Annotated in this window: 29 protein-coding genes; 15 read left to right on the top strand and 14 right to left on the bottom strand. The window is 71.2% G+C overall.

Translation table 11 applies throughout. From position 1 onward, the window contains the following. Positions 1–13 precede the first annotated feature (13 nt). Positions 14–406, top strand: coding sequence for a hypothetical protein (locus tag ACQUQF_RS19565; protein ID WP_435180820.1), 393 nt, complete (start codon positions 14–16; stop codon positions 404–406). A 61-nt stretch (positions 407–467) separates the two neighbouring features. On the opposite strand, the gene ACQUQF_RS19560 is transcribed toward ACQUQF_RS19565, so the two are convergent. From ACQUQF_RS19560 to ACQUQF_RS19540, 5 genes are all read right to left on the bottom strand, one after another. Further along, positions 468–1,325: an RNA ligase family protein gene (locus ACQUQF_RS19560; protein ID WP_435180819.1), complete on the bottom strand. Its 858-nt coding sequence runs from the start codon at positions 1,323–1,325 to the stop codon at positions 468–470. 67 nt (positions 1,326–1,392) lie between these two features. After that, positions 1,393–1,743 carry an AzlD domain-containing protein gene (locus tag ACQUQF_RS19555; protein ID WP_435180818.1) on the bottom strand — a complete coding sequence of 117 codons (351 nt, stop codon included), beginning with the start codon at positions 1,741–1,743 and terminating at the stop codon, positions 1,393–1,395. Further along, entirely contained in the window at positions 1,740–2,456 is a 717-nt protein-coding gene (locus tag ACQUQF_RS19550) for an AzlC family ABC transporter permease (protein ID WP_435180817.1), read from the bottom strand. Before ACQUQF_RS19550 ends, ACQUQF_RS19555 begins: the two co-directional genes overlap by 4 nt. Positions 2,457–2,571: 115 nt before the next feature. Next, positions 2,572–3,570: a hypothetical protein gene (locus tag ACQUQF_RS19545; RefSeq protein WP_435180816.1), complete on the bottom strand. Its 999-nt coding sequence runs from the start codon at positions 3,568–3,570 to the stop codon at positions 2,572–2,574. 182 nt (positions 3,571–3,752) lie between these two features. After that, positions 3,753–4,490 (bottom strand): sporulation protein, encoded by a 738-nt coding sequence (locus ACQUQF_RS19540; RefSeq protein WP_435180815.1) that lies wholly within the window; start codon positions 4,488–4,490, stop codon positions 3,753–3,755. A gap of 414 nt (positions 4,491–4,904) precedes the next feature. Here ACQUQF_RS19540 and ACQUQF_RS19535 point away from each other — a divergent pair, with 414 nt between their 5' ends. Next, the gene (locus ACQUQF_RS19535) at positions 4,905–5,657 is read left to right on the top strand and encodes a hypothetical protein (protein ID WP_435180814.1); all 753 of its coding nucleotides are present in this window, start codon (positions 4,905–4,907) and stop codon (positions 5,655–5,657) included. Positions 5,658–5,709: 52 nt separating this feature from the next. On the opposite strand, the gene ACQUQF_RS19530 is transcribed toward ACQUQF_RS19535, so the two are convergent. Next, positions 5,710–6,456: an SOUL family heme-binding protein gene (locus tag ACQUQF_RS19530; protein ID WP_435180813.1), complete on the bottom strand. Its 747-nt coding sequence runs from the start codon at positions 6,454–6,456 to the stop codon at positions 5,710–5,712. A 194-nt stretch (positions 6,457–6,650) separates the two neighbouring features. On the opposite strand from ACQUQF_RS19530, the gene ACQUQF_RS19525 reads away from it, so the two are divergent. The 4 genes from ACQUQF_RS19525 (at position 6,651) to ACQUQF_RS19510 (ending at position 9,481) form a co-directional block, all read left to right on the top strand. After that, entirely contained in the window at positions 6,651–7,055 is a 405-nt protein-coding gene (locus tag ACQUQF_RS19525) for a 30S ribosomal protein S6e (protein ID WP_435180812.1), read from the top strand. A gap of 111 nt (positions 7,056–7,166) precedes the next feature. Continuing rightward, on the top strand, positions 7,167–7,613 hold the full coding sequence (locus ACQUQF_RS19520) for a DUF7112 family protein (protein WP_435180811.1): 447 nt from the start codon (positions 7,167–7,169) through the stop codon (positions 7,611–7,613). A 94-nt stretch (positions 7,614–7,707) separates the two neighbouring features. Continuing rightward, positions 7,708–8,328: a DUF7529 family protein gene (locus tag ACQUQF_RS19515; protein ID WP_435180810.1), complete on the top strand. Its 621-nt coding sequence runs from the start codon at positions 7,708–7,710 to the stop codon at positions 8,326–8,328. Between the two features lie 103 nt (positions 8,329–8,431). Further along, on the top strand, positions 8,432–9,481 hold the full coding sequence (locus tag ACQUQF_RS19510) for a hypothetical protein (protein ID WP_435180809.1): 1,050 nt from the start codon (positions 8,432–8,434) through the stop codon (positions 9,479–9,481). Positions 9,482–9,511: 30 nt separating this feature from the next. Here ACQUQF_RS19510 and ACQUQF_RS19505 read toward each other — a convergent pair whose 3' ends face one another. Continuing rightward, positions 9,512–10,468: a DUF5806 family protein gene (locus ACQUQF_RS19505; protein ID WP_435180808.1), complete on the bottom strand. Its 957-nt coding sequence runs from the start codon at positions 10,466–10,468 to the stop codon at positions 9,512–9,514. A gap of 106 nt (positions 10,469–10,574) precedes the next feature. Here ACQUQF_RS19505 and ACQUQF_RS19500 point away from each other — a divergent pair, with 106 nt between their 5' ends. The 3 genes from ACQUQF_RS19500 to ACQUQF_RS19490 all read left to right on the top strand — a co-directional run bounded on the left by ACQUQF_RS19500 (position 10,575) and on the right by ACQUQF_RS19490 (position 11,978). Then, positions 10,575–10,943: a universal stress protein gene (locus tag ACQUQF_RS19500; RefSeq protein WP_435180807.1), complete on the top strand. Its 369-nt coding sequence runs from the start codon at positions 10,575–10,577 to the stop codon at positions 10,941–10,943. After that, positions 10,940–11,464: a GNAT family N-acetyltransferase gene (locus ACQUQF_RS19495; protein ID WP_435180806.1), complete on the top strand. Its 525-nt coding sequence runs from the start codon at positions 10,940–10,942 to the stop codon at positions 11,462–11,464. Before ACQUQF_RS19500 ends, ACQUQF_RS19495 begins: the two co-directional genes overlap by 4 nt. Before the next feature lie 157 nt (positions 11,465–11,621). Continuing rightward, positions 11,622–11,978 (top strand): hypothetical protein, encoded by a 357-nt coding sequence (locus ACQUQF_RS19490; RefSeq protein ID WP_435180805.1) that lies wholly within the window; start codon positions 11,622–11,624, stop codon positions 11,976–11,978. Positions 11,979–12,128: 150 nt separating this feature from the next. Here ACQUQF_RS19490 and ACQUQF_RS19485 read toward each other — a convergent pair whose 3' ends face one another. Beyond that, entirely contained in the window at positions 12,129–12,584 is a 456-nt protein-coding gene (locus ACQUQF_RS19485; RefSeq protein WP_435180804.1) for a universal stress protein, read from the bottom strand. Between the two features lie 341 nt (positions 12,585–12,925). Here ACQUQF_RS19485 and ACQUQF_RS19480 point away from each other — a divergent pair, with 341 nt between their 5' ends. From ACQUQF_RS19480 to ACQUQF_RS19470, 3 genes are all read left to right on the top strand, one after another. Beyond that, positions 12,926–15,277, top strand: coding sequence for an ATP-dependent DNA helicase (locus ACQUQF_RS19480; RefSeq protein ID WP_435180803.1), 2,352 nt, complete (start codon positions 12,926–12,928; stop codon positions 15,275–15,277). 130 nt (positions 15,278–15,407) lie between these two features. Continuing rightward, entirely contained in the window at positions 15,408–15,578 is a 171-nt protein-coding gene (locus tag ACQUQF_RS19475) for a hypothetical protein (protein ID WP_435180802.1), read from the top strand. Then, complete coding sequence (locus ACQUQF_RS19470) at positions 15,575–15,823, top strand: hypothetical protein (protein WP_435180801.1); 249 nt, start codon at positions 15,575–15,577, stop codon at positions 15,821–15,823. The genes ACQUQF_RS19475 and ACQUQF_RS19470 overlap by 4 nt, the downstream gene beginning before the upstream one ends. A gap of 42 nt (positions 15,824–15,865) precedes the next feature. On the opposite strand, the gene ACQUQF_RS19465 is transcribed toward ACQUQF_RS19470, so the two are convergent. The 3 genes from ACQUQF_RS19465 to ACQUQF_RS19455 are packed head-to-tail and all read right to left on the bottom strand — an operon-like array spanning position 15,866 to position 19,951. Continuing rightward, complete coding sequence (locus tag ACQUQF_RS19465; protein ID WP_435180800.1) at positions 15,866–16,978, bottom strand: ABC transporter ATP-binding protein; 1,113 nt, start codon at positions 16,976–16,978, stop codon at positions 15,866–15,868. After that, on the bottom strand, positions 16,966–18,792 hold the full coding sequence (locus ACQUQF_RS19460) for an ABC transporter permease (RefSeq protein WP_435180799.1): 1,827 nt from the start codon (positions 18,790–18,792) through the stop codon (positions 16,966–16,968). Before ACQUQF_RS19460 ends, ACQUQF_RS19465 begins: the two co-directional genes overlap by 13 nt. Positions 18,793–18,799: 7 nt before the next feature. After that, positions 18,800–19,951, bottom strand: coding sequence for a thiamine ABC transporter substrate-binding protein (locus ACQUQF_RS19455; RefSeq protein ID WP_435180798.1), 1,152 nt, complete (start codon positions 19,949–19,951; stop codon positions 18,800–18,802). A 133-nt stretch (positions 19,952–20,084) separates the two neighbouring features. Here ACQUQF_RS19455 and ACQUQF_RS19450 point away from each other — a divergent pair, with 133 nt between their 5' ends. Further along, on the top strand, positions 20,085–21,086 hold the full coding sequence (locus ACQUQF_RS19450; protein ID WP_435180797.1) for an AI-2E family transporter: 1,002 nt from the start codon (positions 20,085–20,087) through the stop codon (positions 21,084–21,086). A gap of 150 nt (positions 21,087–21,236) precedes the next feature. Here ACQUQF_RS19450 and ACQUQF_RS19445 read toward each other — a convergent pair whose 3' ends face one another. Together ACQUQF_RS19445 and ACQUQF_RS19440 are read right to left on the bottom strand one after the other, a co-directional pair. Next, complete coding sequence (locus tag ACQUQF_RS19445) at positions 21,237–21,863, bottom strand: hypothetical protein (protein ID WP_435180796.1); 627 nt, start codon at positions 21,861–21,863, stop codon at positions 21,237–21,239. 234 nt (positions 21,864–22,097) lie between these two features. Further along, positions 22,098–22,928 carry a sulfurtransferase gene (locus ACQUQF_RS19440; RefSeq protein WP_435180795.1) on the bottom strand — a complete coding sequence of 277 codons (831 nt, stop codon included), beginning with the start codon at positions 22,926–22,928 and terminating at the stop codon, positions 22,098–22,100. Positions 22,929–23,184: 256 nt separating this feature from the next. On the opposite strand from ACQUQF_RS19440, the gene ACQUQF_RS19435 reads away from it, so the two are divergent. Then, positions 23,185–24,051 (top strand): sulfurtransferase, encoded by an 867-nt coding sequence (locus tag ACQUQF_RS19435; RefSeq protein WP_435180794.1) that lies wholly within the window; start codon positions 23,185–23,187, stop codon positions 24,049–24,051. Positions 24,052–24,095: 44 nt separating this feature from the next. On the opposite strand, the gene ACQUQF_RS19430 is transcribed toward ACQUQF_RS19435, so the two are convergent. Then, positions 24,096–24,950, bottom strand: a complete 855-nt coding sequence (locus ACQUQF_RS19430; protein WP_435180793.1) for an SDR family oxidoreductase — start codon at positions 24,948–24,950, stop codon at positions 24,096–24,098. A gap of 93 nt (positions 24,951–25,043) precedes the next feature. Here ACQUQF_RS19430 and ACQUQF_RS19425 point away from each other — a divergent pair, with 93 nt between their 5' ends. Beyond that, positions 25,044–25,793, top strand: a complete 750-nt coding sequence (locus ACQUQF_RS19425; protein ID WP_435180792.1) for an acetoacetate decarboxylase family protein — start codon at positions 25,044–25,046, stop codon at positions 25,791–25,793. The last annotated feature ends 197 nt before the right edge of the window (positions 25,794–25,990 follow it).

Raw genomic sequence — 25,990 nt, 5'->3', positions numbered from 1 at the left:
CCCAGCCGACCGGATGACCCGCACGCTCGAACTCCCGAACGGCGAGACCGTCACCTCCGACGACGTGTTCCTCTACAACGGCTACCCCTACCGCGTCGCGTTCCCGGGCGGCGACGAGGCGCCCCGGAACGAGGACGCCGAGTACGAGTTCTGGCTCTCGCCGCTCCACTGGGGCGGCGGCGAGATGGACATCCCGTTCCGCGACCGGGAGGCGCTGGTCGAGCAGTGGGGCCCCGAGTCCCGGGGGACCCTGACCGCCCAGGAGTGGGAGGACTGGCTGACCGAGGCCCGCCACGACGACCGGTTCGGCGGCGACGAGCTCGACGCGCTGGCCCGCGAGCTCCCGACCGCGGGCGGCGGCGGTGGCGGCCTCGTGGCGCGGATCCGCCGGGCGCTCGGACGGTGACCTGAGAGGGCCGGGCCGCTGACTCGGGGGAACCGACCGCTGACTCGGGCGATCCCCACCGCTACTCGTCGAACAGCTCCTGGACCCGGGCCGCGACCGCCGAGCGGAACGCCTGGACGTCCACCGACGCCGACTCGCCGAACAGCAGGTGGTGCTCCTCGCGGGCGACCGCCTCGAAGGCGCGCTCGAAGACGGCGTCGAACGTCGCCCGCTGGCCCCGGTCGTCGAGGTCGGCAGCGACGCGCTCGACGCGCTCGGGGGTGACGAACCGCTCGGCCAGTTCCTCGGCGCGCTCCTCGGCATCCTCGGCGGACGGGTCGACCGGCGCGGATTCGTCCAGGTCGGCGACCTCGGGGTTCGGAATCACCGCGCGCCCGCCGGTCTTGTTCCGGACCACGACGCCCGCGGCGGGGCCGTCGTACCACGCCGACTCCGGGACGTCGTAGTCCCCGGGGTCGAAGTCGGCGGCCCGGACCTCCTTCGCGACGGCGTTGACCGGGTCGAGCCCGACCCGGTCGAAGACCTGCTCGACCGCGTCGGGCGGGAGGAACCGGTCGGCGTCCGCGTCCCAGACGTCGAACCCGAGGACCGCGGGGACGCGGTCCCAGTCGTAGTCGATGCGCCGACGGACGGTCGCCTCGCCGAAGAAGACGACCGACGCGGGGTCGTCGCGGGCGGCCCGGAGCGCCTCGCGGTCGAACGACGCCCGGACGCGCCGGACCGCGTGGCGGTAGGACGCGGGCATGTCGTCGGTGTCGTCGAACGTCCGGGTCCGGTCGCCGAACTCCAGCAGCCCCGACTCCCGGAGGCGAAAGCGGAGGTGGGCGCCGTCGACACGCTCCTGGAGCCAGAGGTGGCCCGACTCGAACAGGTCCGGCGGCGCGTCGGCGGCGCGGGGAACCTCGGGGTACCGCTTCATGGCCGGGGAGTTGTCGGCGATGGGAGGTAAGGGTTTGGCAGCGAGCGACAGACCGGGGCACCGTCACCTACGGACCGACCGGCAGCCACGTCAGCGTCCAGAGCGCGACCATCCCGACCACGATGGTCCAGAGCATGCTCTCGGTCCGCCAGGCGACGACCGCCGCGACCAGCCCCGCGAGCAGCCGCTCGTTGCCGGCGCCGAGCGCGAGCGCCCCGTCGAGGTAGACCAGCCGCGGCGCGACCAGCGCGGTCAGGACCGCGGCGGGCACGTACTGGAGCGCGAGTTCGACCCGGGGCGGGACGCGCTCGAGCCGGCCGAACAGCGCGATGAACGACAGCCGGATGGCGAACGTGCCGGCGCTGGCCGCCAGGACGACCAGCCAGAGCGACGCGTCGCCGAGCACCGTCTGGGTCACCGCAGGCTCACCTCCGCGAGCACGCCGGCGAGGATACCCCCGACCGCGGCGGCGAGGATGCCGACGTTGAACGGCAGGCCGAACCCCGCGACCGCGAGGACGCCGGCCGCCGCCGCGGCGACGTAGGACGGCCCGCCGTCGAGCGCCGGGAACAGCAGCCCCATGAACAGCAGCGGGATGGCGAAGTCGAGCTGCCAGCTCGCCGGGACCCGCGCGCCGAAGACGACGCCGACCAGGCTCGCGCCGACCCACGTCGCCCACAGCGGGAGCGCGGTCCCGAGGTAGTACCACCGGCCGTCGCCGGTCGGGTCGACGTCCGCGCGCCCCTCGAACCGGCCGACCGAGAGCGCGTAGGTCACGTCGAGCAGGAAGAACGCGACCACCAGCTTCCACCGGGTCGAGAGGTCCCGGAAGTGCGCGCCGAGCGACGCGCTGTACATCAGGTACCGGAGGTTCACGACCAGCGCGGTCGCGACGACCACCGCGACCGGCGCGCGCTGGTCGACGAGTTCGACCGCGGCGACCTGCGCGGCGCCGGCGAACAGCATCCCCGCGAACGCGGCGGCCTGGGCCGGGTCGAACCCCGCGCCGACCGTGGCGACGCCCGCGATGACCCCGAACGGGACGTTGGCGGGCAGCGCGGGCAGCACGTCCCGGACGCCGGCGCGGAACGCCGCGCGCGGCTCGCCGGACCCGGTCGCGGAGCCGGACATGCCCGTGGCTACGAGCGAGCGCCGATAAAGAAGTTGAGAAACCGGCCAACCGTTACGGGTGGTCCGGTTCGGTTGTCACGGGGGCGCCTGCGCAGTCGTTCCGGCGCCGGCCCGCTCAGTCGTCCTCGGGCTCGTCGTCGTCGGGCGCGCCGACCGGTTGGGCGTCAGTGGGCGGGTCGAACGCGAAGGTGCCGGGCGCGAACTCGGGGTTCACGGTCAGGTTCGTCAGCGTCGTCGTCCGTACCTTGTGTTCGAGGTAGACCGCGTCGTCGCCGTTGTCGTCGCGGATGCCGCCGGTGTCGTTCCGGGGGTCGCTGTACTCCGAGTACGCGGTGTCGAACCGCCGGACCGGCTTGTGTGCGACGTGCTTGAGCAGGATGCCGGTCTCGGTGTCGAACCAGTAGGTCTGCCGGGCGAAGTACGCCGTGGCGGTCGACTGGGGCCCGTTCGGGTGCTCCTTGGCGTCGAAGCTGACCACGTAGGCCTCGCGGCCGTTCACCGTCTCGGTGCCCTCGTAGGTCGCGTCGTTCTCGCGCAGCAGCGCCTCGGGGTCGCCCGCCCACCGGACCTCGTCCAGCGAGTAGTGCCGGCCGAAGTGGTCCTCGCCGTCGCGCTCGGTGTAGCGGTAGCGCTCGCCGGTCACGTTGTAGGTGACGTAGTGCTCGGCGGTCGCGACCTCGACCCGGCGGCGCTCGCCCTCGGAGAACGAGACGGTCCGGGAGCGCGATCGGGCGGTGTCGTTGCCGTACTGCACCGCCACGGTCTCGCTGCGGTTGCGCGAGATCGCGCTGCCGTTCGTCAGGGTGATCGTCGTCCCGTACGAGACGTTCGCGCGGTAGCCCTCGACGGACTGCCGGCGCTCCGCGACCCGGTCGAGGACCTCCCGGGCGGTGAGGTCGCCGGACGCGGTGTCATCGCCCGACGCGGTATCGTCGCCGGCGGTCGTGTCGCTCGTCGGCGCACTCGACCGGGGCGCGTCGGTCGTCGGACTGCCCGTCGTGTCCGTGGCGGACGGCGAGTCGCCGCCGGGGAGGCCGCCCACGCACCCGGCCGCGACCAGCAGGCACGCGAGGGCCGCGCTCGCGATGACCGACCGCGACGTCCGGTCAGACATCGGGGTCACCCCCGAGTCGGTCGCGCTGCCCCCGGTGTCCGGGGGTCGCTTCGCGTCGTCGATACTCGCTGCTCCGTGCTGGAGGGGACCAACGGGGCATACCTCGAACTTCGTTACAACTTGCTATTAGGTTTACCGTATGAATTCAGGGATGAAGAGAGGGAAACTACCGACGGACGGGCTCAGGCGTGGCGCTCGATGGCCCGCTCGAGGTCGTCGCGGACCGTCGCGACGTCGGCGTCCCGGACCGTCAGGCTGGTCTTCGACTCGTCGGTCTCGGCCATCTCGCTCAGGAGGCCGCCCCGGCGGTCGATCTCGACGAACAGGGTGAGCTCGTCGGCGCTCTCGCGGGCGACCAGTTCGACCTCGTCGAGGTCGCCGCGGAAGGGGCCCGACTGGGGTCGGAACTCGAACTCCTGGACGAACCGGTGGCCCGAGCCGTACCGGCCGTAGGGGTCGGCCTCGCACTCGGCCGACCGGAACGAGAAGCCCAGCTCCTCCATCGCGTCGAAGACGGCCTGGAGCCGCGGGGTCGGCTGCACGTCGAGGTAGTCCTTGTCCTCGGGATCGACCGCCCAGTCGATGTCGAGCTCGGTCTCGACCCAGACGTCGATGTTCCCGAGCGTGGCGGGCGTCCCGTAAGGGATCTCGATCTGGACCGACCGGGTCTCCTCCTGGTCGGGCTCGACGGTCAGCCCCTCGGTCAGGGTGAACCGATCGACGTCGGTCTCCCGGTACCCCTCCTCGGTGGCGTACCGGGTCTCGAGCTCGAAGCGGATGGCGCCGACCTCCTGCTCGGCCGACCCGCCGCTGACGTGGACTTCCGCGTCGACTGTTTCGCCGGGCGTTACGGTCGTGGAGGACAGGACGGTATCGACGGTGGCGCTGCCGATACCGACGCTCGCGAGGACTTTCTTCATGGTCCGGCTGACACGTCTCGCGGGACCGTTGAGTACTTTTGGGTCTGCCGACATCTCTGTCCGAGCGATCGGCCGACTGGATTCTCGAAGTAAGCAGTTCGGCGCGTGCCGGCGCGACCTCGTGTCGCGCCAGGCGTGCGAGGTCTTCGGGAACGAAGCGACCGAAGGCTCGTCGGAGCTCGTCTCCGACGGTGGACGAGCGAACGCAGTGAGCGAGGAGGCTGGGGAGGAGTGAGATCCGCGGCCGCAGTGCGGAGCCGTGCGGTACATTTGTGACGGCAGTAGCTAGCTTCTCACCGTCGTTCCACTTCATCCGACAAGGATAGACATTCGATTTGGCAGTACAGGGACCGGTTTAAACACGTAGTCGCGCATCTTCAGATACAAATACCGCGCCCGGACACACTCCCGGTAATGAGCTACGACCCCGACCCGTTCACCGTCGCCGTCAAGGACAGCGCGCGGGACGAGAACCGGGCGGTCCGGCGGCTCGTCCGGGCCGAGGGCGACCGCCTCGACTTCGACTCGGAGGCCGCGGCCCACCGGCGCGCCCGGGAGCTGTCGGCCGACGGCGACGCCGCGGTCAAGGTCCAGCGGGCCGCCCCGCAGGACCCCGACGACGTCGACGGCTACCTCGTCGGGTGGCCCGACCGCCGGACCCGGACCCCCGAGGGGACGCCGACCGAGGGGCTGACGTTCGACACCGAGGCCAACCAGTACGGCGCGCTCGGGGAGGCGCTGGTCTGCACGCCCGCGGTCAATCCGCCGCTGCTCACCCACTTCGCGCGGGTCGACGCGGACCTGCCCACGGAGGGAGTCGACGACGACCGCCTCCGGGTCGAGCTCGACACCGACCCCGAGCCGGTGGTCGTCCGGTCGGACCGGCGGTGGGAGCCCGACTGCCGGGCGGTGGTCCGGCTGGGCCCGGACCGGCCCGTCCTCACCGAGTACTGGTGCGAGGTCAAGGCCGGCGACGGCTCGTTCGAGCGCAGCCAGCGCGCGGCGATGCGGGCGAAGGCCCGCGAGGCGACCGTGCTCAAGATCCGAGTCGACCTCGACGACCTGCCGGAGAGCTACACCGCGTGGGTCCGGCGGGTCGAGCCCGAGGACGGCGACGGCGAGGAGCTGACCTACCGGGTCAACAGCGAGCTCGGCGACTTCGCGTAGTCGGGCGACCATCGGGAACGGCGATGCGACCGCGGAGGGGCGATGCTCGCGGTCACGTCCCGTCGAGGACCTCGACCGCGACCTCGTTCCGGCGCATGAACGGCGGGGTCCAGGGGTCGTCGTACCGGAGGACCTCCGGCCGACCGCGGGCGTCGAGGTCCCGTGCGTCGAGCGCGTCGCGCAGCTCCCGGAGGTTGCGCTCGATCCGGTCGTCGGTCGCGTACCACGAGAACGCCCGGACCGCGAGCGTCCGCGGCGGTTCGACCACGAGCCGGACCCGCGGGTCGGTGGGCGTCGGGGCGGTGCCGGGCGAGTACTCCGCCGGGAGGTAGAACGCCATGGTGACGCTGCCGCCGCCCGCGCCGGCCCCCGAGTCGGTGCGGACCGGGGCGGTCATCGACACGCGTTCGCCCCCGGACAGCGCGGTCCGGACCGGCGCTGTCATCGACACCGCGGAACCCCCGCTCCGGGCGTCGGTGGTCACGGGCGCGGTCATCGAGAGCTCCTCGTCGGTCGCGTTCTCGCCCGAGATGTACCGGAAGAGCCGCCCGAAGGCGGTGCGCTCGTCGTCGGCGGTCGTCTCCACCAGGACCGTCCGGGGGTAGCGCCGGAGTTCGACGCCGTCGAACGCCTCGACGGTCTCGTATGGGACGCGCTCGGTCGTGCGGTCGACGTAGAGCCCCCAGCCGACCCACGCCGCGAGGAGCCCGCCGACGCCGGCGAGCAGTCCGAGGCGACCTCGTCGCCTCGGAGACGCGAGCGGCGACGCCGCGAGCAGCCGGTTGGTTCCCTCTCGCATGGGTCGGGTACGGCGTCCGGAGTGAAAAGTTCGGGCCTCGGGGTCGCGCCGGACGGTGCGGACTCGACGGTAGCCGAATCCGGCCCGCCGGCCCCGGACGGCCGGCAAGTCTGGGGGAGCGGGCGCGGCGTTCGACTGCGTGCCGGACGCCGCACTTCGACGTATTTTTAGGCAACGTCCCCTTTCTGACCCGTATGGCAGACTTTCAGGTCGTCGTCGCGGACCCCGACTCCGGGACGACCTACCAGCGCGACGTTGACGGACAGGACGCCAACCGGTTCCTCGGCATGTCCATCGGCGAGGAGGTCGACGGCGGCGCGGTCGGCCTCGACGGCTACACGGTCGAGATCACCGGCGGCTCCGACGACGCCGGCCGCCCGATGCGCGGCGACGTCGCCGGGCCGAACCTCAAGGAGGTCCTGCTCGAGGGCGGCGTCGGCTACGAGCCGGCCCGGGACGGCGAGCGCAAGCGCGTGACCGTCCGCGGCGGCGAGGTCAGCGACGCGACGGCCCAGCTCAACGTCAAGATCACCGAGCGCGGCGACCAGTCGGTCGAGGAGCTGCTCGGCGAGGGCGGCGACGGCGAGGACGAGGAGTAGCGCGGGACCCCGTCCCGCGGAGAAGGAGCGCGAGGCCACGGCCCGCGGAACGGCGCGGGACGACCGCAGGCGTTTTCTCTCTCAGACGAGTACCACCGGACAGCTCTCGCCATGGCCGACCGCATCTCCAGCGACCACCCCTCGCTGACGACAGTCCGCGCGACGCTCGTCCGGAGCGGCGGGCTCGACCGCCCGAAGGTCGAGATTCCCACCGAGGACGTCGACGCCGACGCCTTCCCGGACGGCGAGCTCGTCCGGGTCGTCGCCGACGACACCGAGTACCGCGCCCGCATCGAGTCGCCGCTGACCGGCGAGGGCCGAGAGCTCCGGGGACTGTACGAGTCGCCGTCGCTCGCGCGCAACCCCGAGGACGGCGAGAACCACCTCTCGGCGTGGGTCGAGGGGACCGGCATCGAGTTCGGCCAGTCGGTGCTGGTCGACGTCATCGAGCCGGGGTTCAAGTACGGGCTGCGCGAGCCCGGTCGGCGGGTCTTCTACGAGGCCACCGAGTCGCCCGACGAGGGCCTGGCCGACATCGCCCGCCAGCTCGACGAGTAGGCGGGCCGACGACGCCGCCTCGCGGCTCCAATCGGGGGCTCGGGGCCGGGACCGAGTACCAAGACTTTTTGCCCGGAACGTCGCGTTCGTACGCATGAGCGAGGACGCCGAGGAGCGCGACGAGCCGGTCGCCGACGAGACGACCCCCGAAGACGTCGACGAAGCGGAGCTCGAGGAGCTGGCCGAGGAGGACCCGGCCGCGGCGTTCGAGCGGGCGAGCCAGATCCCCGGCACCCACCTCCGGGCCGCGGAGTTCTGGGAGGACATCCTCGGGGACATGGAGGCGACCGCCGCCGAGTACGAGGCCGAGGGGTGGGAGACGCTCCAGCTCCACCCCGGCGACGTGACCGCGCTCGCGCCGACGGAGAGCGACGACCGGTTCGGGCTCGACGTGCTGGTCCCCGACGACGAGTTCGCCGAGCTCGAGGCGCTGGTCGAGGGCGAGGTGAGCTTCGACTCCTACGAGGCGTTCCGGGCGACCGCCGACGCGCTGGTGCTGCTGGTGGTCGCGATGGAGGACCCCGACGCCGAGGTGGCGGTGCTCTACCCCGCCTACTACGACGCCCAGGACGCCCAGGAGATGCTCCAGGCGGCCGAGCGCGTCGGGGGGATGCGGACCTACGTCCGGACGCTGAGCGAGGAGCAGGTCGAGTTCACCCACGGGGAGCCGGCGAACTTCGCGCCCGAGGCCCACGAGGGCGACGCCGACGAGTAGGTGCGGACGGGGACGCCCCGGCGGGAGACGGCGGTCGGCGCCATCGGACCGGACCGCCGTCGGCCGACGGACCGAAAGGGGCGGCCGCCGAACCCCCGCCGGGATGTCAGGAGCGGACGTCGACTCGCCGACGGAGATCACCGACACCATCGAGCGGCCCGACCGCGGGCGGGTCCGCCGGGCGCTGTTCGACCTCAAGCGGTGGTTCCTCATCGACGCCAACCGCTGGTTCGTCGTCGGCCTGCTGGCCGCGGCGACGTTCGTCCTCACCGTCGCGGTCGGGACGTTCGGGCCGGTGCCGGTCCAGCGGTTCCTCTCGGAGGGGGTCTCGCCAGCCGCGGCGCTGGTCGAGCTGCTCAAGACCATCGTCTCGGTCGTCACCATCGTGCTCTCGATCAACCAGCTCGTGCTCTCGCCGGAGCTCGGCCCCGTCAGCGACCAGCGCGGCCGGTTCGACGACACGATGGAGCTCCGCCGCGAGAGCGAGGGGCTTCTGGACGACACCGTGAGCCCGCTCTCGCCGGGCCAGTACCTCGACGACCTGGTGTCGGCGCTCCGCGACCGGGCGACCGACCTCCCCGATGTCGTGGACGGCGGGCCGGACCTGGAGGCCGACGTCGAGGAGTTCGCCCGCAAGCTGGTCGAGGACGCCGACAACGTGAACGAGGAGCTGACCGACGCCAAGTTCGGGGAGTTCGAGGCGGTCGCGGCCGTGATGGACTTGGACACCTCCGGGAAGATACGCCACCTGCGCCGGATCCGCAAGGAGTACGCCGACCAGCTCGACGACGAGGAGCGGGAGCGCCTGGTCGAGATGGTCAACGCCCTCGAGCTGTTCGTCACCGCGCGGGGGTACCTCAAGACGACGTACATCCGCACGGAGTTCATCAACTTCTCGCGGGCGCTGCTCTACGCCGGGCTGCCGTGTCTCCTGCTGGCGTTCTGGGCGAGCCAGACGTACGACCCGAACGTCCTCCCCGGGACGACGCTCGGCGTCGAGAACCGGCTCTGGTTCGTCAGCGGCGCCGCGACCGTCGCGCTCGTCCCGTTCGTGATACTCGTCTCGTACATCTCGCGGCTGGCGACGATCTCGCAGTCGACGCTGTTCATCGGGCCGTTCGTCGCCGGGAGCGAGCAGCACGAAGAGGAGTAGGCGGGTCGCTCCGTCGGTCCGCGTCGGACCTCAGTCGTCGCTCTCTACCGTGTCGGCCTCGGCGGCCTCGAGCTCGTGGCCGCAGTTCGGGCAGGCCAGCTCGTCGTGGCGGAGCTCCTCGCTGGCCGACTGGACCTCCCGCATCACCTCGGAGATGCGGTCCTCGGCCTCCAGCTCCTCCTCGACCGAGAGGTCGACGCCCTCGACTTCGAGCAGAAACTTGGCGACCTCGGTCACCTCGTACATCATGTCGTCGAGCTCCTCTGCGGTGAAGAACCCCGACATCGCGCCGTAGAGGAAGGTGGCGCCGGCCTGCCGGACCTTGTTCTCGAAGGAACTGCGGGCCTGGTTGACCGCCTGCGGGGTGTAGGTGTCGGTCATGAACGGGACCAGCTCGGGCAGGTTCTCGCCGATCTTGGTCATCTCGACCCCGGTCTCGGTCCGGAAGTCGGCGCAGAGCCGGGCGATGGCCCACTCGCGGGCGGTGATGTACGTCCGGTCGCGGAGGAACTCGTTGACCCGGTCGTACTGGGCGCCGTCCATCTTCTTGAACCGGGCGTACTTCCGGACGTCCTCGGGCACGTCGGGGTCCGGGGCGTCGGCGTTCGGGGAGTCGTCGGCCGGCGAGTCGGCGCTCTCGTCGGTTTCGTCAGCCCGTGCCGGCGTCTCGTCGGTCTGCTCGTCCGCCGGCGTCTCGTCCGTCTCCTCGTCCGCCGGTCGAGTCCCGTCTATCTCCTCGTCCTGCGCCGGGGGCTCCTCGTCCGACTCGACCGACTCGACTGCCGGCGCGCCGTCGGCTCTCGTCTCGTCTACGGGCTGTTCGTCGGTCTCGGCCTCCGACGCGGTGTCAGTGTCGGCCTGCGCTGTGTCGCTGTCGATTCCGGCGTCGGAGTGGCGGACCTCGCTGTCGGTTTCCTGGCTGCGAGGCGTTTCACCGTCGGCGTCCTTGTTGTCGTTCTCGGGCGGACGCGGTTGGTCGTCTGCCATGGGTCGGGCTTACGAGTGGAGGTGGAAAAGCGTGTCGTCTGGCGGCGGTTCTCACGCGCTGGCGGTCCTCGCAACTGTTTTGGGGACGGGCGCGGTTGGGCGAGACATGAACGTGCTGCTCGGCATCGGCGGGAGCGACGACTCGCTGCGAGCCCTCGAGGAGACCATCGAACGCGCGCAGGCCGCCGGCGACGACCTCACCATCGCCGTCCTCCGGAACCCCGAGAGCGACCGCGAGCCCGACGAGATCGAGTCGCGAGTGGTCGAGGCGCTCGAGTCGGCGGAGTTCGCGGCCGAGGTCCGGCACCTCTCGGGCGACCCGGGGAGCCAGCTCGTCGACCTCGCCGAGCGCGAGGGGTTCGACCAGATCGTGCTCGGCGGCGGCCAGCGCAGCCCCATGGGCAAGATCAAGCTGGGCCACATCGCGGAGTTCGTACTGCTGAACTCCGCCGTCAGCGTCAAGCTGGTACGATGAGCCCGGACGAGCGGAGCTACCCGGACGAGCCGGCGGCGGAGTCGTTCCCGGAGCCGCCGCTGTCGTTCACCGACAAGGAGGGTCGCGAGATCGAGATCCGGCCCTACGAGGCGGGCGACTTCGACGCCGTGGTGGCGATGTACGCCGACTTCGACCCCGCCGACCGCGCCCAGGGCATCCCGCCGGCCACCGAGGACCGGGTCCGCGACTGGCTCGAGACCCTGCTCGAGGGCCTGAACGTGGTGGCGTGGCACGACGACCGGGCGGTCGGCCACGCCACGCTGGTCCCCGACGAGGAGGCGTACGAGCTCGCCATCTTCGTCCACCAGGAGTTCCAGCGTGCCGGCATCGGCTCGCGGCTCATCCGGGCGCTGCTGGGCCACGGCCGGGCCGAGGGCGCCGAGAAGGTCTGGCTGACCGTCGAGCGCTGGAACCACGCCGCGGTCAGCCTCTACGAGTCGGTCGGCTTCGAGACCCACGGGAGCGAGAGCTTCGAGATCGAGATGGTCCTCCGGCTCTGAAGCGGGTCGAGGTTTAAATCGGAAGGCGAGTAACTCCGCCTCGATGTCGCTGCACGACGAGGACGAACGCCGGCAGACGACGTACGAGGAGGCGAGGGCGGTCCTGGAGGCCCAACAGTAGACGATTTCGGACATCGACGAGAAGGCGGTCCGAACGGTGCGGATCGCTGTCCTGTTGATCGGTGTGTTGCTATCGGCGTGGCGAATCGAAACCGGACTGTTCGATTCCGCGCTCGCCCTCTCGGCAGGTGCCGCGCTCGTCGGGTCACTCGTCGCCGGGACGTTCACGTACAGCGAGTCGGACATCTACCTCGGGCCGAGCAAGGAGTACATCGAGCAGCTCGCGGACGACGAGTTCGAGGAAGTGGACTGGGAGGAGGTCCTCCTGTACAGTCTCGGCGTCTGGATCGCCGAGAACGGCGAGGAGATCCGACTCAACGGCCACTTGCTGCTGGCGACGCAGGTACTTCTGGTCGTGGGTGTCGTCTGCACCGGATTGGCCGTAGTTTTATAGTCGAAAACGACGAACGAATCCACGATGACCGAGCGACCGGAGACGCCGGCCGAGAAGGGCCAGCGGAGTCACAGAGGGCCGGCGTGGCTGACAAAGTTGCTCCTCCGACGGAACCGATACGAGGACGACGAAGAGTCGCGGTAGAACAGCCTACACCGACAGCACGGGCTGGCTCGCGTACAGCAGCACGTACTCGGCGGCCTTCTCCAGCACCTCGCCGGGCTCCCCGCTCAGGGGTTCCCGCGGGATGACGATGAAGTCGGCGTCGAGGTCCTCCGCGGTGTCGAGCACCGCGCTGCCGGGGTGCTGGGTCTTCCGGGTGGTCGAGAACCCGTAGGCGTTCGACGACGAGACGGTCACGTCGTAGTCGGCCGCCGTGTCCCGGACCTCCCCGAGGAACGTCTCGGTCTCGGAGACGACGTCCTCCTCGTCGACCGCGCCGCTCTCGATGCCCCGGACCAGCTCCTCGCCGAGCACGTACATCGCGTGGACCGACGCGCCGTACTTCTCGGCGACGGCGAGGGCGTACTCGACGGCCTCGGCCGACTCGTCGCTCCCGTCGACGGGGACGAGGACGCATTCGACTTCGAGCGGCGGTTCGGTCATGTGGGGACCTGCGAGGCCACCCGGCAAAAATCCTCGGCTCGCGGGCCGGACAGATTGTGCGCCGTCCGAGTACCACGGGGTGAGAGCAACGCTCCGGACGGGGACTGCGGGGTCAGTACGGAACCGATGGAAACGGTGGCGAGGAGCGGGCTACTACTTGATCCCATGACCTGCGTCACCGGGCGTGCCCCCGTGGACTGTCGGGCCGAGTGTGAGCCCCGGATCGCCGGACGCTCGCACGTGGTCGGACAGGCCCGGAGGCCGTCGTGCGGACGCCAGACCAGCGAATACGATTCCCCGATTCCAAACGTTCAAACCCGGTGACGACCAACCTCGGCCCAGTGACGGAACGCGATTCGTGGCGGGAAATCTTCGGTCACGCCGAGCCGTACGACGAGCAGGTCGACGGCATCGAGACCGCCGTCGACACCGCCGAGGACGGCGGCTTCGCGGTCGTGGAGGGCGCCTGCGGCACCGGCAAGACGATGCTGGCGCTGACCGCCGGCATCCACCTGGTCCGGGACCCCGACAGCGACTACGAGCGGGTGGTGGTGCTCACCAGCGTCAAGCAGCAGCTCCGGCAGTTCGAGCAGGACCTCCGGACCATCAACGCCGGCCTCCCCGACGACTGGGACCCCGTCACGGGGCTCACCCTCGTCGGGAAGGCCGACGTCTGCCCGTACAACCGCGAGAACGCCGGCGGCATCGACGACGGCAACGTCTACGAGCGGTGCGAGTCGCTCCGGGAGGACACCCGGGCGATCACCGGCGAGGGCGGCTCGACCATGGCCCAGAATCTCGTCTCGCGCGCCCGGAGCCAGCAGACCGGGCTGGCCGACAGCGGGCGCCAGGGCCGGGCGGCCGCGTCCTATCTCGAGACGGCGGGCGAGCCCTCGCCCTATCCGCCCGAGATGCCCGAGTACGACGACGTCGAGTACTGCCCGTTCTACGCCCAGTTCCTCGAGGAGCTCCCCGAGGACGGCGACCCCGTCGAGGCGGTGCCGTTCGACTTCGACGGGATGGGGCTGATCGACCCCGAGGAGCTGGTCTCGCTGTCGGTCCAGCACGGCACCTGCCCCCACTCGATGATGGGCGCGATCCTGGCCCACGCCGAGGTCGTCGTCGGCAACTACTACCACGCCTTCGACCCCGTGACCACCGGCGGGTTCACCGGCGCGCTGCTCGACGACTCGACGTTCGTGGTCTGCGACGAGGCCCACATGCTCGAACCCCGGGTCCGGGACCTGGTGAGCGACGCGGTGGGCGACGCGACCCTCCGGGACGCCGAGTCGGAGCTGACCCGGGTGATCCAGCCCGTCAAGTTCGACGACCGGGAGACGCACACGACCGCCGACGCCGACCTGATCAGGGGCGAGCTCTCGGACAGCGACGTCAGCCTCTCGGAACTGGAGGAGGTCCGGGACTTCGTCCGGGAGCTCCGCGAGGAGCTCGACCGCCGGGTGACGGCCCACCTCGAGCGCGAGCACCGCGGCTGGAAGTCCCAGTTGCACGACCTCCCGGACGACGAGATCCCGCTGCGGGACCCGACCGAACCTCAGCCCGACGAGATCTCGGAGTGGGCCGAGTCGGCGGGCCACCACGACGGCGTCTGGGTCCGCGCGGAGGCCGCGGGCGCGGTCGCGGCCCGCATCCTCAACGAGGCCGAGGACGAGGAGAAGGAGCGGGCCGCCCCGGCGGCGGGCCGGGTGCTCGGCGAGTGGTACCGCAACGACCACGAGCGCTACTTCCGGGAGATCGAACTCGAGCGCACCTGGAACGAGAAAGAGCCCGACACCTCGTGGCGCCGGGCGTACAACGCCAGGCTCGCCATCCAGAACTGCGTGCCCAGCGACGCCATCGGCGAGCGCCTCGCGGAGTTCGGCGGCGGCGTGCTGATGAGCGCGACCCTCGAACCGCTCGACGTGTTCGAGGAGGTGACCGGGCTCGGGCACCTCCGCGAGGAGGAGGGCCGGCCGGTCGTCCGGCGGACCTACGGGCTGAACTTCCCCGAGGCGAACCGCGAGAGCTTCGCGGTCGACGCCCCGAAGTTCACATACGACAACCGGGGCGCACCGGGGGAGGAGACCCAGGCCCGGCAGGTGTACGCCGACGCGCTCCGCGACGTCGCCCGGTCGCCGGGCAACGTGCTGGTCGGGATGCCCAACTACGCCGAGGCCGAGTGGGCAGCCGAGACCCTGCGCGGGAATCCGAAGGTCGAGAAACCGGTCCTCCTCGACGAGAGCAGCGCCGACGACGCGACCGAGGACCTCAAGGCCGAGTTCTTCGGCGGCGACGAGAAGGTGCTGGTGACCAGCCTCCGGGGCACCCTCACCGAGGGCGTCGACTACGAGGGCGACCGCCTCCACGCCGCGGTGGTCTGCGGGGTCCCCATCATCAACACCGCGAGCCCCCGGACGAAGGCGGTCCGGACGGCCTACGACCGCGCGTTCGGCGACGGCTTCGAGTACGCGCTGACGGTGCCCGCGGTCCGGAAGGCCCGGCAGGCGCTCGGGAGGGTGATTCGAGGGCCGGAGGAGGTCGGAGTCAGGGTCCTGGTCGACTCGCGGTACGCCCGCGACTCGTGGGACAGCGTCCGGGAGTACCTCCCCGAGACCGAGCGCGAGGAGTTCCAGCCCGTGAGCCCGGACATGCTCTCGCTCGGCCTGGAGCGGTTCTGGCGCGGGCGGGAGTAACCGACCGCGGCTCGCGTTCGCCGGGCGCTCGACGCCCACCAGTTTCACTTTCACTCCGCCCTTGGCTCGCCTTTAACCGGCTGAGACCCCAAGACTCGGGCGTCGACCGACCCACGGGAGGCACCCGACCATGAACACACACGCCACCCCCACCGCGAACGACGCCCGCGACCGCATCGAGACGTACGCCCGGACGAATAGCGACGGCGAGGCCGAGCTCGTCCTCTACGCCCCCGGCGCCGCCCAGGCGTGGATCAGGGCCGACCGAGCGCACACCGTCGACCTGGAGGCCCGTCGATGAGCGCGGGCCGCGCCGCTTCCGGCGACGGCGACCAGGCCGCCGCGGAGGACGCCGAACAGTACTACCTGGTCAGTCCCTCCGCGACGACGAAGAAGCGCCACCGGCCCGACGAGACCGGCGACGAGCCGGCGTGCCGGGCGTTCCTCAAGCGCGACGACGCGACCTGGCGGAAGCTCTCGCCGCGCCAGACGGTCTTCTACGACGACTGCTCGAACTGCTTCCCCGGCGAGGCCGCCGAGTCCTGAACCGCGGTCGCGCTGTTCCGTTTCCCCGCGACAGCCGGTGCGTCACCGCTCCTCGACGACCGCCCGCTCCCGGCCGCCCGCCGAGACGACGTGGGCGTCCGCGGGGTCGAAACCGACCGCGAGCCGGTCGGCGGACGGCCGCTCGGGCGTCCGGATCGTCACCTCCCGGCCGCCCCAGTCGAGGTGGACCCGGAACGCCTCGCCGAGGAACTCGACGGTCTCGACGGCGGCCTCGAAGCCGTTCTCGGCCGCTGTCGCGTCAGCCGTCAGCTTCTCCGGGCGGACGCAGAAGACGACCTCGCTGCCCGCCGGCGCGTCGAGGCCCGCGAGCCGGAACGACGCGTCGCCGACCCGGACCGTCGCGCCGGCACCGTCGCTCCCGCGGCTCGCCGAACCGTCCGCGCTCCCCGCCACCTCGCCGGCGAACACGTTGTTCTCGCCGAGGAACTCCGCGACGAACCGGGTGTCGGGCCGGCGGTAGACGGCCTCGGGCGCGCCGACCTGCTCGATCCGGCCGTCGTTCATGACGGCCACCCGGTCCGAGACCGCCAGCGCCTCCTCCTGGTCGTGGGTGACGTAGACGGTCGTGATGCCCAGCTCCGACTGGATGGCCCTGACCTGGGTCCGGAGCTCCTGGCGGAGCCGGGCGTCGAGCGCGCTCATCGGCTCGTCGAGCAGCAGGACGTCCGGGCCGGGGGCGAGCGCCCGGGCCAGGGCGACCCGCTGGCGCTGGCCCCCCGACAGCTCGTCGGGGTCGCGGTCCTCGAACCCCGGCAGGTCGACCATGTCGAGCAGTTCGGCCACGCGGGCGGCCTTCGACTGACCGCCGGGCGTCTCGCGGAACCGCAGCCCGTAGGCGACGTTCTCGCCGACGGTCATGTTCGAGAACAGCGCGTAGTTCTGGAAGACGATGCCCACGTCGCGGTCCTCCGGCGGGACGCCGGCCATCTCGCGGTCGCCGAACCGGACCGAGCCCGCGTCGGGCGACTCGAAGCCGGCGATCGCCCGGAGCGTGGTCGTCTTCCCGCAGCCCGAGGGGCCGACCAGCGTGAAGAACTCGCCGTCGGCGACGTCGAGGCTGACGTCGCGGAGGGCGTCGACGCCGCCGAAGGACTTGGAGACGCCGCGGAGCGAGAGGTCGGTCACGCTTCCCATCGACCCCCTAATCGGTCCACGACCACGAAGCTGAGGCTGGTGACCGCCAGCAGCACCGTCCCCATCGCGGTGGCGGGCCCGAGCGTGCGGTTGCCGATGTAGCGCTCGACGGCGACCGGCATCGTGTAGCTACTGCTCCCGGTGGCCAAAATCACCGTCGAATCGAACTCGCCGATGCTGATGGCGAACGCGAACGCGGCGCCGGCGGCGACCCCCGACGCCACCAGCGGGAGCTCGACGTCGAGCAGCGCCCGGACCCGGGTCGCGCCGAGCGCCCGGGCCGACTCCACCACCGAGCGGTCGACGCCGCCGAGCAGCGGCGCGACGTTCCGGACGACGAAGGGGTAGGCCGCGACCGCGTGGGCCGCGACGATGGCGACCGGACCCGTGATCTGGACCCGGTGGCCGAGCAGGTCGACGCCGAACACCAGCCCCCGGAGCATCCCGAGGCCGACGACGACGCCGCTGACCGCGAACGGGGCCATCGCCGCCGCATCGGCGAGCCTGGCCCACCGGCCGCCCCGGGCCGTCAGCACCGAGACCGTCACGCCCATCGGGAGCGCCACGAGGAGCGTAGCGACCCCGAACAGCAGCGAGTTGCGGACCGCGACCCCCGGCTTCGTCTGGAACGAGGCGCCCTCGACCTGGCGCTCGACGAGGAACCGGTAGTACTGGAGGGTGAACCCGTTGGGACCCGTCACGCTCTCGACGACCATCGTGACGATGGGGCCGAGGAAGACCACGGCGACGACCAGCGCGTAGACGAACACGCCGAGGCGTTCGAGCAGGGCGCGCGGCGAGTGGTCGTCGGGCAGCAGTCGCTTGCGCGGCGGCGGGTTCGCGGCCCGAGCGCCGCCCGACTGGCGGGCCTCGTACCGGAGGTAGGCGTAGGTCAGCGCGAGCGAGAGTACAGTCTCGGCCACCGCCAGCGTCGCGGCCTCGGCGTACTCGAGCTCCTGGACCAGCGAGTAGACCCACACCTCGACGGTCGCGAGCTCGAACCCGCCGAGCGCGAGCACGATGGGGAACGACATGAAGGTGAAGATGAAGGTGAGCAGCGCGCCGGTCAGAATCGCGGGCAGGAGCTGGGGCGCCAGCACGTCCCGGAACGCCCGCCGGGGGTCGGCGCCCAGCGACCGGGCGGTCTCGACCATCCGGGCGTCGACGCTCTCCCAGGCCGCCGTCGTCACGCGAGCCACGAGGGGCGCGTTGTAGAAGGCGTGGGCGACCACGATGGCCTCCAGCGTGAACAGCAGGTTGATCCGACCGAGGCCGAGGGCGGCCAGCAGGTCGTTCAGCGGGCCGTTCGTCCCGAAGAAGGCGACGAAGCCGATGGCGACCATGATCGACGGGAGGACGAACGGGAGGATGGTCAGCGACCGAAGGGTTCGCCGGCCGGGGAACTCGTAGCGCGAGAGGACGTAGGCCCCCGGCAGGCCGAGCGCGACGCTGGCGAGCGTCGAGAGCAGCGCCTGGTAGGCGGTGAACCCCACGAGGCCCAGCAGCGACTCGGCGGCGACCGCCCCGACCTGCCCGAACTCCCCGGCGAAGACGGGGGCGAGCGCGCCGAAGTAGAACGGGTCGGTCAGCACGCCGGCGACGACCTCGAGGGTCCAGGCGCCGCCGACCCGGACCGCGTCGGCGAACACCGTGAGCACGGGGTAGTAGAAGACCACGAGCAGGACGACCGCGGTCGCGGCGCCGAGGACCGCGAGCGCGTGGCGTTCGAGCCACCGGGTCGGCCCGGCCCGGTCAGCGGCGGTCCGCGCGCCCTGTCGTCGCGCGCGGTCGCCGCCCGCCCCGTCTCGGGTCACGGCTGGACTACCGGCCGCCGGCGATCTGGCGGGCCCAGGAGTCGACCCACTGGTCGAGGTTGCCCTGGAGCTCCTCGTAGGTGAACGTGACCGGGTTCTTCGGCTCCTTGGCGTACTTCCGGAACTCCTCGCCGAGCGGCGCCCAGTCGGTCGCCGGGAACTGGACGTTGAGCTGGGCGATCTGCTTCTGGGCCTGCTTGCTCAGCATGAAGTCCATGAACGCCTCGGCGAGGTCGGACTGGTCGGTGTTCGCGAACTTCGCCATCCCCTCGGGGTTGGCGTACCCCTGGTCGTTCAGGAACCCGACCTGGTGTTTCGTGAGGTCCTTGTTCTGGCGGTGAGCGTACACCTGGTCGGTCGAGTACGAGACCACCATCGGGGCCTCGCCGTTCTCGTAGGCGGTGTAGGCGTCGCTCCACGAGCCCAGTATCTTGACGCCGTTGTTCTTGAGCTTCGTCCAGTAGTCGAGGTACTGGTCCTCGCCGACGGTGTTGACGGTCCACAGCAGGAACGCCCGACCCGTGGCGGCCGTCTTGGCGTTCTGGACGATGAGGTCGCCCTTGTACTGCTCCTTCAGCAGGTCCTGGAAGGTCGTCGGGGGCGTCTCCAGCTTGCTCTCGTCGTAGACGAGGCTGATGTAGCCGGTGTCGTAGGGGATCGCGCGCTGCTGCGGGTCGAACTTCAGCCCCTCCTTGACGTGGCCGTAGTGCGAGAGGGCGTCGGCGGTCGGCTCGAACAGTCGGGTGTCGCCGAGCTTGTCGTCGATGCGGATGAGGTGGTCGACGTTGAGCCCGACGTACACGTCGGCCTCGATGTCCACGCCCTGGGCGGCCCGCTGGATGTAGTAGTTGACCTCGTTCTCGGGCGTCTCCCACTTCAGCGTGACGTCGGGGTGGCGCTTCTCGAACTCCTTCTTGAGCCACCCGCCGGGCGACGTGCTCGGGGCGTCGACGAACGAGCTGTACGTCGCGACCGTCAGCGTCCCGCTGAGCTCCGACTGACTCGCGGTCTCGGCGGTGGTCTCCTCGGTCGTCGTCGCGTCGGTCGTCGTCGACTCGGTGGTGGTCGTCTCCCGTCCGCCGTCGCCGGCGCCCGTGCAGCCGGCGAGCCCGACGAGCGTCGCGGTCGCGCCGTGCTTCAGAACGGTTCGTCGTCTCATTACCCGGTGGTTGCAGTCGGTGATACTTAACTGGCGTCATCTGTCCCCGACCGGAGGGGTCGGCGACGCGGCGGCCCCGGCGGTTCGGCGGCGGAGCCGAAACGTTTTCGTCCGGGGGTCCGATGTGGCGGGTATGTCCGCGAGACGACAGTGGGTGCTGGCGGGGGTGCTGGGACTGCTGGGACTGCTCGCGGCCGCGGTGCTGTTCGACGTGCTCGGGACGGTGTTCTTCGCGGTCACGGTGGCCTACGTGCTCGTGCCGCTCCACGAGCGGTTCGTCCGGCGCGGGATGCACTCGTGGTGGGCCAGCGCCGCCGCGACGACCGTCGCGTTCGTCGGCCTGCTGCTGTTCTTCCTGTCGTTCGGCTTCCTCATCTATCGGCGGCGGGCCGCGCTGGTCCGGTTTCTCCTCGAACTCCCCGAGAGCGTCAGTATCGAGCTGCTGGGCACGGTCTACACCGTCGACGCCGGCGTCGTGGTCGAACTCGCCCGGGAGTACCTGGGGGTCTTGGCGCTCCGGGTGGCCCAGATCGCGCCCGTGCTGGCCATCAAGGCGACGCTGTTCGTGCTGCTGGTGTTCGCGCTGCTCATCCGGCGCGGGGAGGCCCGGCGGGCGCTGCTCGCGCCGATCCCGCCGGCCTACCGCGACGTGGCGGCCGCGTTCCACGAGCGCACGCGCGAGACGCTGTTCGCCATCTACGTCCTCCAGGCCGCCACCGCCGCGGCCACCTTCCTGGTCGCGCTCCCGGTCTTCTACGTCCTCGACTACCCGTTCACCGTCACGCTCGCGCTCGTGGCGGGGTTCCTCCAGTTCCTGCCCATCGTCGGTCCGTCGTTCCTGGTCGTGCTGCTGGCGGCCTACCGGCTGACCGCCGGCGAGACGGTCGCGGCGGCGCTCGTGCTGGGGCTCGGCCTGGTTCTCATCGGGTGGCTCCCCGACGCGGTCATCCGGACGCGGCTGGCCCGCGAGACCGCCCACCTGCCGGGGAGCCTCTACTTCATCGGGTTCACCGGCGGCCTGCTCAGCCTGGGCCCCATCGGCTTCATCGCGGGCCCGCTGGTCGTCGCGCTGCTCGCGGAGGCGACCGAACTGCTCGCTGCCGAGGTCAACGGGTACGACCACAGCCGGGCGTAGGCAGCCTCCGCAGACACTAGGTAATCTCCGCAGACTCTGTCGACCCGCTGCGCACGTGGTCGGGCGACGACCGCCTCAGCGCGGGCCGAGCGGTCGCTCCGGATACGGCGTCCCGGCCGGTGAAAAAACGGGTGATCGACGGGCGTCGGCTCAGTACTGAGACTGGCCGTACGGCTGCGACTGCGTCTGCGGCTGGGACTGCATCGGCTGCTGGCCCTGCGTCTGCGGCTGGATCTGCGACTGGCCCTGCTGACCGAACTGGGACTGCTGGCCCTGGACGCCGACGGACTGACCGCCCTGCTGGCCCTGCGACCGACCGCCGGCCTGCCGGGTCTGTCCGGGCGAGCTCGCCAGCAGCTCCTCGGCGGAGTGGAGCGCGCGGGTCAGGTCGCTGATGACCGCCTCGACGAACGGCTCCTGCTGCTGGTACTGCTGGAGCTCCTGGATGGCCTCGGTGGCGATCCGCCGGAACGTGTCGATCTCGTGCTGGACGAACTTGGAGCCGCTGAGGATGAGCTCCTCGTTGAGCTCGGCGATCTCGCTGACGTCCTCCAGCGTGGTCTCGATGCCGGTGCCCTGGAGCGTGACGTGGGCCCGCTCGGACGCCCACTTGGTCTGCTTGCGGAGCCAGCTGAGGTCCTCGAGCGTCGTCCGGTACTCGCTCGGAAGCGCCTCGTCGAAGTGTGCGGGCTGGTACTGCTGGGACTGTTGGCCCTGCTGGCCGATGCCCCGGGACTGCTGAACGCCTCGACTCGTGGGTTGGTACTGTTGAGACATCTCGTCCACCTCCAGGTACCGGACGCGACCCCGGCATTCATAGTCCTCGTGGCCACCTAACACGAACCCGGACAACTCCCTGATTCTACGTGTACGAAAGGATAAATGACGTCGTTCCGACGCGAAAGCGGCAGACCGTCCGGCGATACGCCGGACGGCCCGCGTGCGACAGGGAACCGACTTCTCGGCGTCGGAATCCCTCAGTCGATAGGGGATGTCGGCGCGGGTCGGCGTTCAGGACCCGGTCTCGATGGGGCCGCCGACCGCCTCCCACTCGGTCAGGCTCCCCTCGTAGAACCCGACGTCCTCGTAGCCCAGCGACGAGAGCACGACGTAGGTGTGGCTGATGCGCCGGGCCGTGTTGCAGTAGAGCACCACCCGGCGGTCGGGCGTGACGCCGTGGTCGGCCAGGATCGCCTCCAGTTCCTCGCGGGGCTTGAGCCCCCGGGTCTCCTCGTCGACGAGCTCGCGCCAGTCCAGGTTGACCGCGCCGGGGAGGTGGCCCTCCTCGTACTCCCAGTCGTCGCGGGTGTCGACGACGACGGCGTCGGGGTCCTCGAGCGCGGCCTCGACGTCCTCGCGGTCGACCAGCGGCGAGTCGGTCGGCTCTCGCGCTCGCGGTTCGTCACCGCTCGCGCCCTCCGCGGTGCCGGGCACCGCGCGGACTTCGTACGTGGTCGGCTCGACGTCCGGCGCCTCGCTACTCGTCTCGTGCTCGCGCATCCACGAGCTGTAGTCGCCGTCGAGCAGGTGGAGGTCCTCGTGGCCGTACAGCTCGGCGGTCACGAGGAAGCGCGCGGCGAACACCCCGTGGGTGTCGTCGTAGGCGACGAGGGTGTCGTCGGCCGCGATACCCGCCTCGCCCAGCAGGTCGGCCCACGCCTCGGCGCCCGGCAGCATCCCCTGGTCCCCGTCTTCGCTCCGGAATTTGTCGAACGGGATGTTGACAGCGCCCGGGACGTGACCGATGCCGTCGTACTCCCACGCCTCGCGCACGTCGACGACCGTCACCTCGCCGAGGCGCTCGGCGAGCCAGTCGGCGCCGACCACGACGTCCTGGTTCATGTCGGGCGGGTAGGCGCGCCGGGGCTAAATGGCCCCGGGTTCGGGCGGCTACTCGCCCGGTCTCACAGCTACCGGAAATAACTGCCGAGTCCCGGGGGAACCGCCCGCTCCCCGCCGCGGACCGCCCGTATCAGTTCGGAGATACGTCCCGTCGACCGCCGGGGAAGGGGCAACACTTTCCGGGACGGCCGACAGGAGGCGTTACCTACCGAAAGTAAAGAGGATATAACGAGAGCGCGTGTAGGTCCACACGGTTATGAGCGACACAGAGTACGCGAACGACGTCCTCGTCTCCGCCGACTGGGCCGAGGACCACCTCGACGAGTTCCAGAGCGACGACCCCGAGTACCGACTCGTGGAGGTCGACGTCGACACCGAGGCCTACGAGGAGGCTCACGCGCCCGGCGCCATCGGCTTCAACTGGGAGACCCAGCTCCAGGACCAGACCCAGCGCGACATCCTCGAGAAGGACGACTTCGAGGAGCTGCTGGGCAGCCACGGCATCACCGAGGACTCCACCGTCGTCCTCTACGGCGACAACTCCAACTGGTTCGCGGCCTACGCCTACTGGCAGTTCAAGTACTACGGCCACGACGACGTGCGCCTGCTCGACGGCGGCCGCGAGTACTGGCTCGAGAACGACTACCCGACCACCGACGAGGTGCCGGAGTTCTCCGAGCAGTCCTACGAGGCGGGCGGCCCGCGCGAGTCCATCCGGGCCTACCGCGACGACGTCGAGAAGGCCATCGACCGCGGCGTCCCGCTCGTGGACGTCCGGTCGCCCGAGGAGTTCAGCGGCGAGGTGCTCGCCCCGCCGGGCCTCCAGGAGACCGCCCAGCGCGGCGGCCACATCCCGGGCGCGAAGAACATCTCGTGGGCGGCCGTCACGAACGAGGACGGCACGTTCAAGACCCGCGAGGAGCTCGAGGAGCTCTACGCCGAGGAGGGCATCGACGGCGAGGGCACCACGGTCGCGTACTGCCGCATCGGCGAGCGCTCGTCGGTCGCCTGGTTCGCGCTCCACGAGCTGCTGGGCTACGAGGACACCGTCAACTACGACGGCTCGTGGACCGAGTGGGGCAACCTCGTCGACGCGCCGATCGAGAAGGGCGAGGCCGAGTAAGCGAAGCGCACGAGGTCTCGTAGCGGCGTTTCACCTCCGCTCTTTTACAGGACTCCCCATCGCCTGAGCGTCACGCCCGCCTTCGCCAGCCGCCAGGTCGCGGTGTCGCGCAGGCGGTCGGGCAGGAACCGCGACAGGGCGATGGTCCGCGCGACCGGGCCGACCGGGTACCGGGGTTTCGGGTCCGGGACGGTCGCCGCCCGGAGAATCGCCTCGGCGACGCGCTCCGGCGGCACCGCCAGCGGCCCGCCGTCGAGCGCCGGCCCGCGCTCGAAGAGGTCGTACACCTCCGCGTGGGCCGGTGCGGCCTCGACGCCGGCGGATCGGTCCATCGCCCTCTCCTCGAAGCCGGTCCGGACCCACGCCGGTTCGACCGCGATCACGTCGACGTCCGACCCCGCTTCGAGCCGGAGCGCGTCGGTCAGCCCCTCCAGCGCGAACTTGGCGCTGCCGTAGGTGCCGAGTCCGGGGAACGCGGCCCGGCCCAGCACGCTGGTCACGTTGACGATTCGGCCGCCCCCGGCCTCGCGCATGTGCGGCAGGACGGCGCGGGCGAGCCTGTGGGGGCCGTGGACCAGCACGTCGAACTGCTCGCGGACGAGGTCCGACGGGACGTCCTCGACCGCCCCGACGACGCCGAAGCCTGCGTTGTTGACGAGGCAGTCGAGTCGGCCCGTCTCGTCGACGGCGCGCGCCACGACGGCCTCGCACCGCTCGGTGTCTGTCACGTCGAGTTCGGCGGTCGCGCACTCGTCGGCCAGCGGGGCCAGCGCGTCGGGCCGGAGGTCGGTCGCGTACACGGTCCATCCGGCGCGGGCGAACGACCGGGCGGTCGCGCGCCCGATGCCCGACCCGCAGCCGGTTATCAGGACGGTTCGGTCCTCGCAAATCCCGGTCACGGTCGCTATCGCGTCGGGCGGGGACAAAGGTCCCGGGTGTTCGGAGCGACCGCGGGGGCCAACAGTTTCACCCTCGCGGTCGTACCGCCGGGTATGAGTTCGGACGACCGCGGACGCGACGAGGGGCGCACGGAGCGCCGGCTCTCGACCGGTCAGATTGTCGACCTGCCCCTGGCCTGCGAGTTCACCGCGGCCGGCGGGCTGTTCCCGGCGTCGGCCCGGCGGCTGGCGGCGCGGCTCCCCGAGCGCCTCTCGCCGGTCCGCGTCGCGCCGGGGACGGGGGCGGTCGCGCTCGTGAGCATCGAGTACCACTACGTCGGCGGGTTGGAGCCGTACGACGAGTTCGCGGTCGCGGTCCCCGTCGTCGCGGACGCGCGGACCGAGCTGCCGGGCGCGCAGTTGCTCGGCGCCGACGTCGGCGGGTACGTCGACTGGCTGCCGGTCACGACCGAGGCGTCGGTCGCGCTCGGCACCGAGATCTGGGGCTACCCGAAGGAACTCGCGACCATCGACGTCGAGGACCGCGGCGGCGTCCGGCGCACGACGGTCTCGGTCGGCGGCGGGCGGGTCCTGACGCTCGGTGTCGGCCGGGCGTCGGGGCGCGACCGCGGACTGACGGCGCGCAGCTACACCGTGAAGGACAGCCGGCTGCTGGCGAGCCGCGCGGCCCTCGCCGGCGAGTTCGCGGTCCGACCGCTGAGCCGGCGGGTCTCGCTCTCGCTCGGGGACCACGACCGGGCCGACGCGCTCCGGGAGCTGGGCGTCCGCGGCCGGTCGCTGGGCCGGCTGTACGCGCCGCGGGCGCGGGCCAGGCTCGGTCCCGGGCGGCCCGCGGGGGAGTAGCGCGACGGGGCGCTGGCGTTCGACAGCCGCCGGTGACCCACCGACTCCGCACGTGTTCGGGGCAACGCCGAAGCCATCGGCGCCCCACGTTCCACTCGGGCGAGACGCCCGGTTTCTGCCTTCCGACGCCTTCGACCACTCGCGCGGGGGCGGCCGATGGCTCCGCGGTCGGCCCTCGCGTTTTCGCCGCCGTCGCT

Origin of the sequence: Halorussus sp. AFM4, from assembly GCF_051194995.1 — an archaeon.
GTDB lineage: Archaea > Halobacteriota > Halobacteria > Halobacteriales > Haladaptataceae > Halorussus.
The sequence above is the reverse complement of the archived record's forward strand: the minus strand, read 5'-3'. Positions and strand labels throughout refer to the sequence as shown.